This is a genomic window from Hymenobacter oligotrophus, assembly GCF_003574965.1.
Taxonomy (GTDB): Bacteria; Bacteroidota; Bacteroidia; order Cytophagales; family Hymenobacteraceae; genus Solirubrum; species Solirubrum oligotrophum.
Genome location: NZ_CP032317.1, coordinates 45219 through 59094 on the forward strand (window position 1 = coordinate 45219; position 13876 = coordinate 59094).

Here is a 13876-nt window from a genome sequence, read left to right on the forward strand (position 1 = left end):
GGGTTAGTTCCAGGGTGCTACGGCGGCCCGGTGGGCGGCACGCCGCTTGTCGTAAAGCTTACGAAAGGTAATATATTCTGACGAGGGAAGCAACGTGGCAAGTTTAGCAAAAGACGCGGTGGCGTATTCTTCCAAACCCGCATCGGCGGCGGCCAGCACGTAGCCCCGCAGCATCGCCACCGACTCGGGGTTGTACGACACCGCCCGGCGCATGATTTCGTAGGCCGTAACAGGGTCTTGGTGCCGCGCAAAGTACGCCGACGCCTGCAGCATGCCCGCTTCGTCGAACGGATCGGCTTGAGTGAGTTGCCGGTATCTCTTGGCTGCTGCCTTGGCATCTGGGGTGGCGGCGGCGGTAGCATAGGCTTTGGCCAAAGGCCGCGCAACCTTGGGTGCTGGCAGAATCTGGCCGGCCAAAAGGGTGCCTAGGCGGTTTTCGCTGCCTGGCACGGCGGCAGCGGCGCGGCGCGCAACTGCGCGGGCCGAGTCGGGCTGGCCGGCCCAAGCCAAGGCGTAGGCCCTAGGTTGCAAGGCCGCAGCGTTGCTGGCTTGTTCGGCCAGGGCCAAGCGGGCCGCCGCCGAGGGGTACAGGCCACGCTCGAGCAGATACATGCCCAGCACGTGGTGGTAATAACCGCTTGTAGCGCCCGTGGCCAAAGCTTCGAGCTGATCGAAGCCGGGCGCTGGGCGCGCGCTGCGCAGCTGCTGCAGCCCGCTCACAAACGTAAGCTGATCGGCAAACGGATCGTTGGCTTGCACTTGCAGCAGGTTTCGCACCAGCGGCAGCGTGGTCGTATCGTGGCCGGCTGCCTGGGCCAGTCCTAGGTGGTAGAGCTGCGCAAACTGCACCACACTCAGCACCGAATCGACGCCCAACTTGGTGGCGGCAACGGGTTGGTAACGGCCGCGCAGCAACTCGAGCACCAGGGTGTTGTTTTGCCAAGCGGGCCACTCGGGGTTGGGCGTTTCGCGGGCGGCATCTTGCGCGCCCTGCAGCTGATTATTTTTCAGCAGAAAAGCCAACCAGTTGGTGTGCGGTACGGGGTCGGCGTTGCTGGCGGCAGCGGCGCGGCTGTAATAGTGCAGCACCGAGTCGGGCAGCGAGGAGCGCGAGTAGAGCTGCGCCATTTCGGCGTTGAGTCGGCCGCTGGCCGGAAAAGCCTTCAGGCTTTGACGCAGCACCTGTTGGCGTTCGAAAAAGTCGGTGGGCTGATCGAACCGCGCGGCCAGCCGCATCCACACCTTCTCGTTGGGCTCGCGGCGCAAGGTGCTGCGCAAAATGTTGATTTCGTTTTGCCGCTGGGCCTTGGCCTGGTACAGCGCCGCCCTACCTAGGGCTGCCCGCGCATTCAGCGGGTCAAGTTGGTCGGCCTCGGCGTAGTAGCGCTCCGCCAACAAGGCGAGGTACAGGTTATCGGGCTGCTGCTCGCTTTGCAGGCGCGTTAGGTCGCCGAATTGAATGTACTGGCCGGCGCGGGCACGGTCAAGCAAATCAAACTGGTTGCGCAGCAACACCGCGCCCACCAGGCCCACGCCCAGGATATACACCAAGTAATAGGGCATGCGACGCGGTTCGTAAGCCACGCGGTGCACCTGCAGGCGCTGCTGAATCAGCGGGCCGAAATTGAGCAGTATGTACAGAAAAAAAGCTAGGCCAATGGCACCCAAGGCCAGGGCTACAAAGTCGCGCGTGGCGTGAAGCAGGGGCCCGTTGAGCGTGGCCGCAGCATAACCCAAGGTGCCCGTGGCCACTAACAGCAGTGCTATGTACAGCCAAGGAGCCAATTGCCGCGGCAGCCACGCGCGGTAAGTGGGCTGGCGCAAGGGCTGGGTAAACCAACCCACCGCGGCCGCAATCAGCAGCAGCGCCAACGGGTTGAGCTGAACCCCCGGCAGTACGGCCAGCTGGCCGCCGTTCCAGGTGTACATCAGCAAAATGCCGAGCAACAAAGCGCCCGACAGCACAAACGGAACCAAGCCGAACCGGCCCTTGGGCGTAGCGCCTTGTGTGTTCAGCCAGAGCAAACCGAATATTAACTCGCCCCCAAGCCACAAGGCCAGCAACGCCACCACAGCCGCACCGGCTAACGTACCGTATGCCGCCAAGTGCAGCACCACGAAACTGGCTGGGTGCCGGGTTTTAACCAAAAGCAAAGCACCTAGGGCCGCTATCAGCAAGGCAAACAACGCCAACCGCCAGCTTAAGCTTACGCCCTCGAAAAAAGCATGCAGTGCGAAAGCCGCGCCCACAAGCACCGCAATGCTTAGGATCAGGAAGTACTGATCCTGCTCGCCAAAAACGCCCAGCAAATCCATGCTGAGCGACATCAGCAGGAAAATAACCGCCGCTGCCCCGGCCACGAAAGCCGGGCGCCGCAGTTGGCTAATGGCGGCCAGCCAAACAACTAGGCCCAGCCCAAGCAACGCAACCCAAGCCGCCGCCGCCGCCGGCCACAGATTGGGCCCGGCAACGTCGTAGGTTTGGGTAACGAGGTAAGCGTTGGCCGGCAGGTTCAGGGTATCGGTGCCGGCGGGCAGCTTGGCCACAGTGGCGGGCACGGGCGTGAGCTGCGCAATGGTGCCAATGGGCAGCGTGTGCTCGGGCCCCGCAACGTAGAAATAAAGCGCCAGCCCCAGTGCCGCCAAGAGCACTCCGAGCAGGCCCCGCAGCAAGCTGCGCGGGGTATTGTGCGTTACCGATGAAAGCTCGCGCACGACTTACTCCAGTACTTTGGGCACGCGGAAGTAGTCAGAATCTTTGCGCGGGGCGTTTTGCAGGCCTTCGGCGTGCGAAATAGAGTTCTGGGGTTCGTCGGGGCGCAGCACGTTGATTTCGTGCGAGAGGTGCACCAGCGGCTCCACCGTCGAGGTATCGAGGTTGCCTAGCTGCTCAACCCAAGCCAAAATCTTGTTGAGGTCGGTGAGCATTTGTTGCTCGTTGCTTTCGTCGAACTCGAGGCGGGCGAGGTGGGCCAATTGGCGCAGGGTATTCAGATCGGTGCTCACGGGTGAGGCAAGTAAATTAAAGTCAGGAATGAAATATCAGCGGGCCACCGGCGTGCCAACGGGCCTGGGTGGGGCGTTTTGCGGCCGCACCTTCACAAATGGGCTGGGCGCAGGTACGCCAGCCGCTTTGGGGTCGAACTCGCTGGCAATGATAGCACGTACGCGCTCTTTTAACGCGGGTAGGTCGTTTAGGGTGAGCCCGGCCGTCGGGATGGGCTCGTGCAGCACAACACGCAGCGGCGAGTAGCGCACCCGCAGCCCGCCCACATCGGGCATAAAGCGGTGGTTGTAGGGCATCGTAACGGGCACTATGGGCACGCCAGCCGCAATGGCCAACTGAAAAGGGCCGTCTTTAAACGGCAGCAATTCCTGGCCGGGCTTTTCGGCAATGGCGCCCTCCGGAAAAATAACCACCGAGCGGCCGGCTTCCAGCGTTTGGCGGGCCTGCACCAGCGCACGGCCGCGGCTCACGCGGTTTTCCCGGTCGACGCTGATGTAAGCGCGTTCAAAAATGGGACCCCACAGCGGTACCTTAGCCAATGAGCTTTTGCCCATGATGTTCAGGTGGCCGGGTATAGCCTTGAACAGCAACGGAATATCGATGTAGGAGCTGTGGTTGGGCACGTACACGCACGGCTGCCCTGCAGGCAGCTTTTGCTTGTGCACCACCGCAACCGGCACACCCCACATGCGCAGAAACAACATCGACCAAGCCCGGTTGAGCGCGTGCAGGTAACGATGCCACTGCGGCTGCCGCGAAAAAAGCCATTGCAGCGGGTACGTGACCACAAAGGGCATCACAAACCAAAAGGTTGCCCACGTGGTGTAGATGCGGTGCCCGATATATTGCAACAGCCTGCGCATAGCTACAAAGGTAAGGCAGCGGTGCCAAGATGCATGGCCACCTAGGGCATAAAGCACCTCTAGCTTAGGTTCCGTTCGCGCAGCACGCGCTCGGCTTTTAGCAGCCCGGCCACGCTAATGGCGTCGGTAATTCGGTTGTCCATACACATCTGTACGGCCTCGGCCAAAGGTAGCTTCCAGAGGTGCAGCTCCTCGGTTTCTTCGGGAGCCACTTCGCCGTGGGTTAGCTCCTCGGCCAGAAAAACAAAACCTTCTTCGTCGGTAACGGAGTTGGAGGTGTGCAGGCGGGCAATGTTGGTCCAGCGGCGGGCGGTAAGGCCGGTTTCCTCTTGCAACTCGCGCTGCGCCGATTCCAAAATGTCTAGCTCGACCGGGCCACCGCCCATAGGGATTTCCCAAGAGTACTCGTTGAGCGGGTAGCGGTATTGGCCCACCAACCAAGTGTTGCCCTCGGCATCGATGGGAATGATACCTAGGGCTTTATTTTTCATCGACACCACTCCGTAAATGCCGCGGCCGCCCGTGGGGTTAATTACTTGGTCTTCGCGCACGCTGATCCAAGGATTTTGGTATTTGGCCTCGGAACTCAGGATTTGCCAGGGGTTGCGGGTTTCGTCGGGGCGAGAGTGCATATCGATGAAAGAAAAGCCTAGGTGCAAAACTAGCAAAGCCTCGCCAGGGGCTTACGCTGGGTACCAGCGCATGACTGGTGCGGGAAAAGCACGGCAACGGCGTTTGCTTAACATATACTTAACTCCATATTTGTTAAAGCCGTAACTTAAGTCAGCCGGCCGCCCACATTCCGGTCGGTACACCGCACTTATGGCTAACTCGCAGAAAAAAGGCGCCACCAACCAAGACACCAACAACATCGGCGACCCGCTATTCAACCTTAAGCATGCTCAAGTAGAAGCTGAACTGCAGCAACAAACCGGCGGCCTAGGTCCGCTTACCAACGAATACATCAGCACCGACGAAGACGGCGAGCTGGACGAAGGCCCGCGCGACAGCCAGGGCCGCCGCCGCGGCGAACCCGGTATAGATTTGGGCAGCACGGCGGGCAAGCACTAGCCTCGCCTGTTTGTTGCTCATGCAATGCAAATCGTCCTTCTGGCAGCCGGCCAGAAGGACGATTCTTTTTGTGGCGCCGACCTAGGGGCCGTTCGTGCCTAGCTTTGCGGCCACTATGCTGCTTGCATCTTACACCGGAAAGCCTTTGGAGGCAGGGCTCGACGAAGCAGGCCGCGGCTGCCTGGCCGGGCCAGTATTTGCCGCCGCCGTCATTTTGCCCCTCGATTTGACCATTCCGGGCCTCAACGACTCGAAACAATTGAGCGCCCGCCGGCGCGAGCAATTGCGCGAGCTGATTTGCCGGGAAGCCGTGGCTTGGGCCGTGGCCGAAGCCTCGCCCGACGAAATTGCCAGCATCAATATTGCGCAGGCCAGCTACCTGGCCATGCACCGGGCCGTGCGCAACCTGGGGGTGGTGCCCGCGCACCTGGTGGTCGATGGCAACCGCTTTAAGCCATACCCGGGCATTGAGCACACCTGCATTGTGAAGGGCGATGCGAAATACCTAAACATTGCCGCCGCCTCGGTGCTGGCCAAAACCTTCCGCGATGAGCGCATGCACGAGCTGGATGCGGCCTTTCCGGAGTACGGCTGGCGCCAGAACGCCGGCTACCCCACGGTGCTGCACCGCAACGCCATTCGGGAGCACGGCCCCACGCCGCACCACCGCATGGGTTTTCGGCTACTTTAGCGGCCCTAGGTGCTAGTACAGCTGATAAGCGCGAAGGCCCGCCCGGCACTGCCGAGCGGGCCTTCGCGCTGAATTGACGAGAGCTAATGCGGTTGCTCCTTTAGCTGCAGCAGATCCAGAAACAGGCTAAACCCGTCGACGGTGGCACCGCCTTCGCCGAACTTGTCGAAGCACAGCGGCTTGATGATGTAGCCGCTCACGGCCAGCTCGCGCGCTTTCAGGCGGTCCGATTCGAGGTCGGAGGTGGTCATGATGAACACGTTTAGGCCTACGAACTCGGGGTCGGAGCGGAGGGCTTCGAGGAGCTCCAGGCCGTTCATGCGCGGCATGTTGATGTCGAGCATCACCACACTGGGCTTGGCAATGCGCTCCTTTCCGTTTTCGCCGCGCAGCAGCGAGAGGGCGTCGCGGCCGTTGCGGGCGATGTGCAGCGGCACCTCAATGTGGTGCTTGCGCAGCTCGCGCTGCACATTCATAATGTCCATCTGGTCGTCTTCAACGAGCAGAATGCTGGGGGAAGCGTGGGTATCGGCAGACATGGGTATCGATCGGGGTAGAAGCGAGCAACTCGGTGGAGTAGCACCCGTGCTATACGGCGTTTTGCCTTACGGGATAACCTTGGCTGAGCGCGGATTGGTTGCCAGGCGCGCCGCCGACGCTTTTGGCCAGGTAAACGTAAAGGTGGCGCCGGCCCCTTCGCTCGAGTCGAGACGAATGCTACCGCCGTGGCGCTCAATGATTTTCTTAACGATGGCCAGGCCCACGCCGGTGCTCTCGAGGGTGTCGCGCTCGGTCAGCGTCTGGAAAATGACAAATACCCGCTCGTGGTACTCCGGGGCAATGCCGGGGCCGTTGTCGGCCACGGCAAAGGTGTATTCGTCGGGGCTTTCGCGCAGCGTAATGCGCACCAAGCCGTTAGCGGGGTCGTGGTGGTATTTGAGGGCGTTGCTGATGAGGTTGCTGAACACTTGGTGCAGCTCCACGCGCGAGGCCGTGAGGGTGGGTAAGTAGGGCGGCAGCACCGTGCGGAAACCCGCGGGCGGCGCCAACGAGTCGATGATTTCGGTGAGCAGCTCGCGCAGGTTTACGCGCTCCTGCTGCTCCTTTACGCGCCCGATGCGGGCCAGCTCCAGAATACCGCTGATGAGGTTTTCCATGCGGTGCACGCGCGTGCGCATCAGCACCAAAAACTCCCGGATGTGGTCGGGCAAATTGTCGCCCATGTCTTCCTCAATCCAGTGCGAGGCGCTTTCGATGCCGCGCAGGGGCGCCTTCAGGTCGTGCGACACAACGTAGGCAAACTGGTCGAGCTCCTGGTTGCGGCGCTCCAGCTGCGAAATTGTCGACTCAATGGTGCCCGCCATCGAGTTGAGCGAGGTGGCCAGCTCGCTGAGCTCGTCCTGCTCGTCATCGGCGAGGCGCACGTGGTACTCGCCGTTGGCAATGCGCGTGGCCAGCTGCACCATGGAGTTGATGCGCCCGGCCAGCAGCCGCGTAATAACCACGGCCGAAACCAGCCCCAGCAGCAGCGCCAGCAGGGTAATGACAATGGACAAGATGCGTGTTTCGCGGATGCTGTCGGTCAGCTTGTCGCGCTGCTTCTCGCGCGAGGTCAGTTCTTCGCGGTCGAAGCCCCGAAACAGCACCCGAATCTGGTCCATCAGCTGCTTGCCGGTTTTGTCTTCTACCAAGCTGCGGTGCTCCATGCCGTCGACGCCCTCTTGCCGCGGGTTGCGCAAGCGGGCCTGCCGCTTTTCGCTGATAAGCAAATGCGAGTACGCCGACCACCGCTCGTAGAGCTCCTGCGCCCGCAGCAAGCGGGCGTACTGCGGTTCGTCGGGCTCAAACTCGTCGCGCAGGCGGGAGAAGGAGCCCAGGAGCTGCCGCTCGCCCTCGTAATACGACTCAAGCAGGCCTTCATTGCCGATCAGCAAATACCCCCGAAAGCCCGATTCCATATCCACGATGTGGCGGAGCATGCGCGTGGATTGCGCCGTGCGGTTTTGCGACTGCGCAATGCGCTCGGAGTTGCGCAGCACCTTGCGCGACAACTGGTAGTTGACGATAACAACCGTAACGAACAGCAGTGCAATGGCTAAAAAGCCAATAAACAAGCGGGTGGAGAGCTTTAGCTTCATGCTACGAGGCGGCGCCCGGGGCGCTAGCGGCCCTCTTTACGCAACTTTCGCTCAAGGGTATTGATCAGCTCCAGCACCTCGTCGGTGAGGGGGTTGATGCCGCTGAGGCCGCGCTGGGCTTGCTCGGCGTGGCCGGCCTGGTGCAAATCCATCAGCTTGTTGGCGGCTTGGTGAAGTTGGCGGTGCACGCGGTCGAGTTTTTGGGCTTCGGGCATGTCGCCAAACTGCTGCAAGGCCACGTTGGCAATCCACTGACCTAGGGCGCACACGTCGGGGTCGCGCACGGGGGCTTCGTCGATGCCGCTGCCGTACAAGTAGGAGCGTAGCTTGGCTTTGAACAAGATATGCTTGAGTCGGGCCGCGTCAATCTCCCGCTTGATGTCTTCACTCATGTGATAATTGGCAGAACGGCGCACGTAAGGTTGCTTGCCCTTCTACGGCAAAGTTAGTCGATTGGGCGGCGGCGGTTTTCGGCTACTTTTGCGCCGGCTTGGCAGCTTGGGTTGCCGGGTTGCTTCTTCCCACCGATTCTCGCAAGCTTCTCTTCCCACCATGAGCGAATTGAAAACCGTCGTGCTGAACGACGTGCACCAGCAACTCGGCGCCAAAATGGTGCCCTTCGCCGGCTACAACATGCCCGTGCGCTACTCCTCCGACCTCGACGAGCACCACACCGTGCGCCGGGCCGTGGGCATTTTCGACGTGTCGCACATGGGCGAGTTTCGGGTGCGCGGCCCCCGTGCCCTCGATCTTATTCAGCGTGTAACCAGCAACGACGCCAGCAAGCTTACCCCGGGCAAAGCGCAGTACTCGTGCCTGCCCAACGAGCAGGGCGGCATCGTGGATGACCTGCTGGTGTACAAGCTGGCCGACGAGGATTACATGCTGGTGGTAAATGCCTCCAACATCGAGAAAGACTGGAACTGGATCAGCCGCTTTAACGAGGAGTTCGGCGCCGATATGGAAAACGTGTCGGACCAGATTAGCCTGTTTGCGGTGCAAGGCCCCAAAACCGCCGACGCCCTGCAAAGCCTCACCGACGTTGACCTGAAGTCGATTCCGTACTACTCGTTCGTGCAAGGCACTTTTGCCGGGCACCCCAACGTGATTATTTCGGCTACGGGCTACACCGGCGCCGGCGGGTTCGAGCTGTACATCCCGAACGAAGCTGCCGCTGATATCTGGAACAAGATTCTGGAGGCCGGCAAGCCCTTCGGTTTGAAACCCATCGGCCTAGGTGCCCGCGACACGCTGCGTCTTGAAATGGGCTTCTGCCTCTACGGCAACGACATCGACGACAATACCTCGCCGCTCGAAGGTGGCCTGGGTTGGATTACTAAGTTCACCAAAGAGTTTACCAACAGCGCAGCCCTGAAGCAGCAGAAGGAGCAAGGCGTGCAGCGCAAGCTGGTGGGCTTTGTGATGGACGGCCCCGGCATACCACGCGCGCACTACGAGCTGGTAAACGAAGCCGGCGAGAAGATCGGCGAGGTTACCTCGGGCACGCAGTCGCCGAGCATGAGCAAAGGCATTGGCCTAGGCTACGTGGCTACCGAGCTCAGTGCGCCCGGCAGCAAAATCTTCGTGCAGGTGCGCGGCAAAAACCTGCCTGCTACCGTTACCAAGCTGCCCTTCGTGAAAGGCACGGAGGAATAGTCAATTAACAATCAATAATGAGCAATGAACAATGAGCAAGGCCGCGGCTTCGGCTGCCGAAATTGCTCATTGTTCATTGCTAATTGATCATTGAAACTCGATATCTGTTTTTCGCCGGAGCTGTTGCCGCTCTATGACTTGCGCGGCCGCGTGGCCGTGGTAGTCGATATTTTGCGGGCAACCTCCAGCATTGTTACGGCCCTGGCCAGTGGCGTTACGCACGTGTTTCCGGTGGCCGAGCTAGCCGAGTGCCAGGCCCTAGGTGCGCAGCACGGCTGCCTCACGGCGGCCGAGCGCGACGGCCGCGCTGCCGAAGGTTTCGACCTAGGCAACTCGCCCTTTGGCTACCTCGATGGCGTACTGCCCGTACGGGGCCGCGCCGTGGCCATCAGCACCACGAACGGCACCCAGGCCTTGCGCCGTTCGCTCGCGGCCGATGCCGTGGTGGTGGGCGCCTTCCTGAACCTAGGGGCCGTGGTGGAGTTTGCCCGCGCGCAGCAGAAAGACGTGGTGGTGGTGTGTGCCGGCTGGAAAGGCAAGTTTTGCCTTGAAGACACAGTATTTGGCGGTGCATTGGCCGAGCGCCTGGCCGACTCATTCGACGTGAGCAGTTCCGATGCCACGCTGGCGGCTTTGCACCTCTGGCAGCAGGCCAAAGGCGATTTGCACGGCTACTTGTTGCAATCGGCCCACGTGCGGCGCCTCAATTCGCTGGAGGCCAACAAGGACTTTGCGTTCTGCTTGCGCGTGGACGAGTACCCGGCGGTGCTGCCTATCTGGAGGGAAGATCGGCTGGTGGCACTGCAGCACGAAGTAGCGCGGACTTTGTAGTCCGCGTCCGCAGATAGTAAAATCAAACGGCTCAGAGCATAAGCACTGGGCCGTTATTGTATAAAGCTAGTCTTGCTTTACCGGTCGTTCTGGCAAACGCGGACTGAAGTCTGCGCTACAGCGGCTACATCGTGCTACTGCAGCTTCTCGTTTTGCTTGTGGCGGTCGGCGTCGCGCTTGGTTTTCTTCTCCAGGTTGCGTTGCAGAGCCTCAGTCAGGTTTACGCCGGTTTGGTTGGCCAGGCAGATGACCACGAATAGCACGTCGGCCAACTCATCAGCCAGCACTTTGTCGCGGTCGGAGGGTTTAAACGACTGCTCGCCGTATTGGCGCGCTATGATGCGGGCTACTTCGCCAACTTCCTCGGTGAGCATGGCCATGTTGGTTAGCTCGTTGAAATAGCGCACGCCGGTGGTTTGTATCCACTGGTCCACGGTCTGCTGGGCTTCTTCAATGGTCATGGCACCTAGGGGTTATGCGTTGTTGGAGGTGGGCGTGTCGAGCACAATGGTAACGGGGCCGTCGTTGAGCAGGCGCACCTTCATGTCGGCCCCGAAGCGGCCAGTGGCTACGGGGCGGCCCATCAGCTGCTCGAGTTGCTGCACAAATTGCTCGTAAAGCGGTATGGCAATGGGCGGCGGGGCGGCGGCAATGTAGCTGGGGCGCGTGCCCTTGCGCGCATCGGCCAGCAGCGTAAACTGGCTTACTACCAGCAAGTCGCCGCCTACATCTTGCACCGAGCGGTTCATCTTGCCTTCGTCGTCGTTGAAGATGCGAAGCTGCACCAGCTTGCGGGCCATCCAATCGAGCTCGGCGGCACCGTCGGAGTGGGTAAAGCCGGCCAGTACCAGTAAGCCGGAGCCAATCTGGCCCGTGATTTCGCCATCAACGGTAACCGAAGCTTCCGCGACGCGCTGCACAACTACGCGCATACAACAAGGGGTAAAGACGAACAGGAACCGCAAAGAAAGGCAGCAAATGCCCATCTTCGCCCACGTGTCGACCTTCGTAGCTCCTCCACCTGCTGCCGTTGTTTACTGGCGTTGGCTGCTGCCGGCCTTGCTGGCCGTGGCGGTTTTGCGCTTGTGGGGCTTGCCAAGCGCAGCCCTGCCCGATTACGACTCGGTGCGCAATTGGCAAATCATTCAGGAAGTAGCGCAGCTCGATTGGCGGCACATCTTCCATCACGGCAGCCCGGGGTTTTACCTGTTTTTTGCGCCTGTTACGTGGCTCAGCACCGACTACCGCGTGTACCTAGTGCTGAATGCCTTGGTGGGCGTGGCGGCCCTAGGTGTGTTTATGAGCTGGATAGCCCAGGCAGCCCGCCTACGCGGCCCCGAAACCGCATTGCTGGCACTGTTGGCTGGCTCGTCGGTGTTTCTCACCTTCTCGGGCCGCGATTTTACCATGAGCTCCTTAAGCCTGCTGGCATTGGCCGGGCTGATGCGGGCTCATTGGCGGCGTTTGCAAGTGCCCACGCGGCGCAATTTGCTGCGCTCGGCCGGGTGGCTGGCCTTGGGGCTCACCATCAATTACAAGTTTTTGCTCACGGCGCCCATTTTGCTGGTGCTCGAGCTGTTGCAGGCCGATGGGCTGTTGTGGCGCCGGGGCAATTGGTGGCGGGTGCTGCTGGTAGTGGCGCTGCCCTTTGTGGTGTTGGGCGTGCTGGCCTGGGTGCTATCGGGTGTGCCGCTGTGGCGCTGGCCGGCGGTGTACTTCGTCATCATGTTTCCGGCAGCGGCCAACGCGGCCGGGCGGCAAGGCACTGTGCAGGTCGATTTCAGCTACTACCTGCGCTACCTCACCGATTTTGAGTCGCCCTTTTTGCTGCCGGCCCTAGGTATGGCGCTGGTGTGGTTTGGGGCCGATTTGCGCCAACGCCCAACCACCATGGGGGCCTACTTGCTGGTGTGGGCTGCTTGCACGCTGGCGGGCATGTCGTTGCTGATAAAAGCGCCGCGGGGGTTGTTGTTCGGCTACATCCCCATGTATGCCTTGCCCGTGTTGCTGCTGCAAAAGTGGCCACGTAGTGTAGCTCTGGTGTTGCTGGTGCTAGCCCTAGGTTACAACGGCTGGCAAGTGCAACGGCAGGTGCTGGCCTACGCGCCCTCGAGCTACCCGCAAGTGGCGGCCTGGCTGAAGCAGCGGCAAATTGCTCGGGTAGCAACTTCCGTAGGCATAGGCTTAGCGCCGGCAGCCGCCCCTCAGCAAATAACCGTTGCGGGGGCCAACAACCTAAGGCAACTGGCTGCGCTGCGGCGGCAAGGCTTCCGCTACCTGTTGCTCGATGACTACTACCGCGTGGCCGGCGTGCAGCCGTTTGATACGCTGCGGCGCGCGCCCTACGTAGCGGCTTGGCCCGAGCCCTTGCTACGCTCGCCGCTGTTGTACCTCGAGCATTCTGAGTACACCGGCCTAGGTTACCAGGCCACTTTGCAGCGCCAGCAGCAAGCCGCCCGCGATACCCTGCAATTGCGGCTGATCGACCTAAGTAGATTGCCGCTTTCGGAGGCGCGTTAGCGCTTGATCTTAAGGCTATCGAGCCAGCGCTGGTACTTGCGGGCATTCTGCTTGTGCTTGGCGTAGGAGGCGGCAAAATCGGAGTAGCCGCTGCCGCCGGGGCGGGCGCAGAAGAACAAGTAGTCGTGCTGAGCGGGCTTTAGCACAGCATCTAGGCTTTGGCGGTTGGCCGAGGTAATGGGGCCGGGCGGCAGGCCTTTGTGCTTGTAGGTATTGTAAGGCGAATCGACGAGCTTATCCTTGTTCAGCACGCGCTTCACGCCAAAGTTACCAATGGCCCACAGCAGCGTGGGGTCGGCTTGCAGGCGCATGCCGCGGCGCAGCCGGTTGAGGTACACGCCGGCAATTACGGGCTTGTCTTCGGGCTTGGTCGTTTCGCGCTGCACAATGCTGGCCAGCACGTGCACTTGGGCAGGGGAGAGGCGCAACGAATCGGCCCGGCGCTGGCGCTGCTGCGTCCAAAACCGCCGGTGGTGCGCCGCCATGCTGTCCAGAAACTGCTGGGCCGAGGTATTCCATACCAAGCGGTAGCGGCCGGGGATAAACAGCGTCAGCACGGTGGTGGTATCGACGCCGTATTGTCGCTGCAGGCGGTATTGCTCGCCTAGCAAGCGGCGCAGGTGCGTAGAGTCGGCTTCGAGCTGGTGCTGCATCTGGCGGGCCAGTTGCGGTTTGTATTTGAAAGCATCGAGCACAAACTCCAGGGTATCTTGCCGGCCCTGCATCAGCATAGCTAGCAAAGCGTCGTTGCCTAGGTTGCTATCGAGGCGGTAACGGCCGGGGCGTATCTGGGCTGGGTAGCCCTTGCGCTCGGCCAACCACCGGAAAGTAGCAGGCTCCTGCAACAGCTCGTGGCGCTCGAGCGAGTCGAGCACATCTTGGTAGGTGCCGCCGGTACGGATGTAGAGATAAGCTGGGCCAAACGGCGAAGGCTCTACGTTGGGGCGCCACAAGATGCGCCAAGCCCCGTACAGCCCCGCACCCGTCGCAAGCAGTAGCACCACAAACAGTGCCCAGCCAACGCGGCGCCACAGCAAAGCAGATTTATTCTTTTGGTAAGTCAATCACAACAAAACTAACGCAGCTTGGGAAGAGGCAA

15 protein-coding genes are annotated in these 13876 nt (G+C 61.0%); 5 read left to right on the forward strand and 10 right to left on the reverse strand.

Features of this window, described 5'->3' with window-relative positions; all coding sequences use genetic code 11:
* Positions 1-3: 3 nt before the first annotated feature.
* From D3Y59_RS00155 to D3Y59_RS00170, 4 genes are read right to left on the reverse strand one after another with little or no spacing between them, the layout of a single operon-like run.
* Positions 4-2715, reverse strand: coding sequence for a tetratricopeptide repeat protein (locus D3Y59_RS00155; protein ID WP_119443196.1), 2712 nt, complete (start codon positions 2713-2715; stop codon positions 4-6).
* Between the two features lie 3 nt (positions 2716-2718).
* The gene (gene gatC, locus D3Y59_RS00160) at positions 2719-3006 is read right to left on the reverse strand and encodes an Asp-tRNA(Asn)/Glu-tRNA(Gln) amidotransferase subunit GatC (protein WP_119443197.1); all 288 of its coding nucleotides are present in this window, start codon (positions 3004-3006) and stop codon (positions 2719-2721) included.
* A gap of 36 nt (positions 3007-3042) precedes the next feature.
* On the reverse strand, positions 3043-3870 hold the full coding sequence (locus D3Y59_RS00165; RefSeq protein ID WP_240410428.1) for a lysophospholipid acyltransferase family protein: 828 nt from the start codon (positions 3868-3870) through the stop codon (positions 3043-3045).
* A gap of 59 nt (positions 3871-3929) precedes the next feature.
* Positions 3930-4502 carry an NUDIX domain-containing protein gene (locus tag D3Y59_RS00170; protein ID WP_119446253.1) on the reverse strand — a complete coding sequence of 191 codons (573 nt, stop codon included), beginning with the start codon at positions 4500-4502 and terminating at the stop codon, positions 3930-3932.
* A 190-nt stretch (positions 4503-4692) separates the two neighbouring features.
* Here D3Y59_RS00170 and D3Y59_RS00175 point away from each other — a divergent pair, with 190 nt between their 5' ends.
* Both D3Y59_RS00175 and D3Y59_RS00180 read left to right on the forward strand, forming a co-directional pair.
* Positions 4693-4941 carry a hypothetical protein gene (locus D3Y59_RS00175; protein WP_059072483.1) on the forward strand — a complete coding sequence of 83 codons (249 nt, stop codon included), beginning with the start codon at positions 4693-4695 and terminating at the stop codon, positions 4939-4941.
* Between the two features lie 115 nt (positions 4942-5056).
* On the forward strand, positions 5057-5632 hold the full coding sequence (locus tag D3Y59_RS00180; protein ID WP_119443198.1) for a ribonuclease HII: 576 nt from the start codon (positions 5057-5059) through the stop codon (positions 5630-5632).
* Positions 5633-5715: 83 nt separating this feature from the next.
* Here D3Y59_RS00180 and D3Y59_RS00185 read toward each other — a convergent pair whose 3' ends face one another.
* The 3 genes from D3Y59_RS00185 to D3Y59_RS00195 all read right to left on the reverse strand — a co-directional run bounded on the left by D3Y59_RS00185 (position 5716) and on the right by D3Y59_RS00195 (position 8162).
* Positions 5716-6171: a response regulator gene (locus tag D3Y59_RS00185; protein ID WP_119443199.1), complete on the reverse strand. Its 456-nt coding sequence runs from the start codon at positions 6169-6171 to the stop codon at positions 5716-5718.
* 66 nt (positions 6172-6237) lie between these two features.
* Entirely contained in the window at positions 6238-7770 is a 1533-nt protein-coding gene (locus D3Y59_RS00190) for a sensor histidine kinase (protein WP_119443200.1), read from the reverse strand.
* Between the two features lie 23 nt (positions 7771-7793).
* Positions 7794-8162, reverse strand: a complete 369-nt coding sequence (locus D3Y59_RS00195; protein ID WP_119443201.1) for a CZB domain-containing protein — start codon at positions 8160-8162, stop codon at positions 7794-7796.
* Between the two features lie 160 nt (positions 8163-8322).
* Here D3Y59_RS00195 and gcvT point away from each other — a divergent pair, with 160 nt between their 5' ends.
* Positions 8323-9426 carry a glycine cleavage system aminomethyltransferase GcvT gene (gcvT, locus tag D3Y59_RS00200; RefSeq protein ID WP_119443202.1) on the forward strand — a complete coding sequence of 368 codons (1104 nt, stop codon included), beginning with the start codon at positions 8323-8325 and terminating at the stop codon, positions 9424-9426.
* A gap of 90 nt (positions 9427-9516) precedes the next feature.
* The gene (locus D3Y59_RS00205; RefSeq protein ID WP_240410430.1) at positions 9517-10257 is read left to right on the forward strand and encodes a 2-phosphosulfolactate phosphatase; all 741 of its coding nucleotides are present in this window, start codon (positions 9517-9519) and stop codon (positions 10255-10257) included.
* Between the two features lie 134 nt (positions 10258-10391).
* Here the strand turns inward: D3Y59_RS00205 and D3Y59_RS00210 are convergent, their stop codons facing one another.
* Positions 10392-10718 (reverse strand): nucleotide pyrophosphohydrolase, encoded by a 327-nt coding sequence (locus tag D3Y59_RS00210; protein ID WP_119443203.1) that lies wholly within the window; start codon positions 10716-10718, stop codon positions 10392-10394.
* A gap of 12 nt (positions 10719-10730) precedes the next feature.
* Positions 10731-11189 carry a D-aminoacyl-tRNA deacylase gene (gene dtd, locus D3Y59_RS00215; protein WP_119443204.1) on the reverse strand — a complete coding sequence of 153 codons (459 nt, stop codon included), beginning with the start codon at positions 11187-11189 and terminating at the stop codon, positions 10731-10733.
* A gap of 46 nt (positions 11190-11235) precedes the next feature.
* On the opposite strand from dtd, the gene D3Y59_RS00220 reads away from it, so the two are divergent.
* Entirely contained in the window at positions 11236-12777 is a 1542-nt protein-coding gene (locus tag D3Y59_RS00220) for a hypothetical protein (RefSeq protein WP_162910428.1), read from the forward strand.
* Here D3Y59_RS00220 and mltG read toward each other — a convergent pair.
* Positions 12774-13841, reverse strand: coding sequence for an endolytic transglycosylase MltG (gene mltG / locus D3Y59_RS00225; protein WP_119443206.1), 1068 nt, complete (start codon positions 13839-13841; stop codon positions 12774-12776). The genes D3Y59_RS00220 and mltG overlap by 4 nt on opposite strands.
* Positions 13842-13876 lie beyond the last annotated feature (35 nt).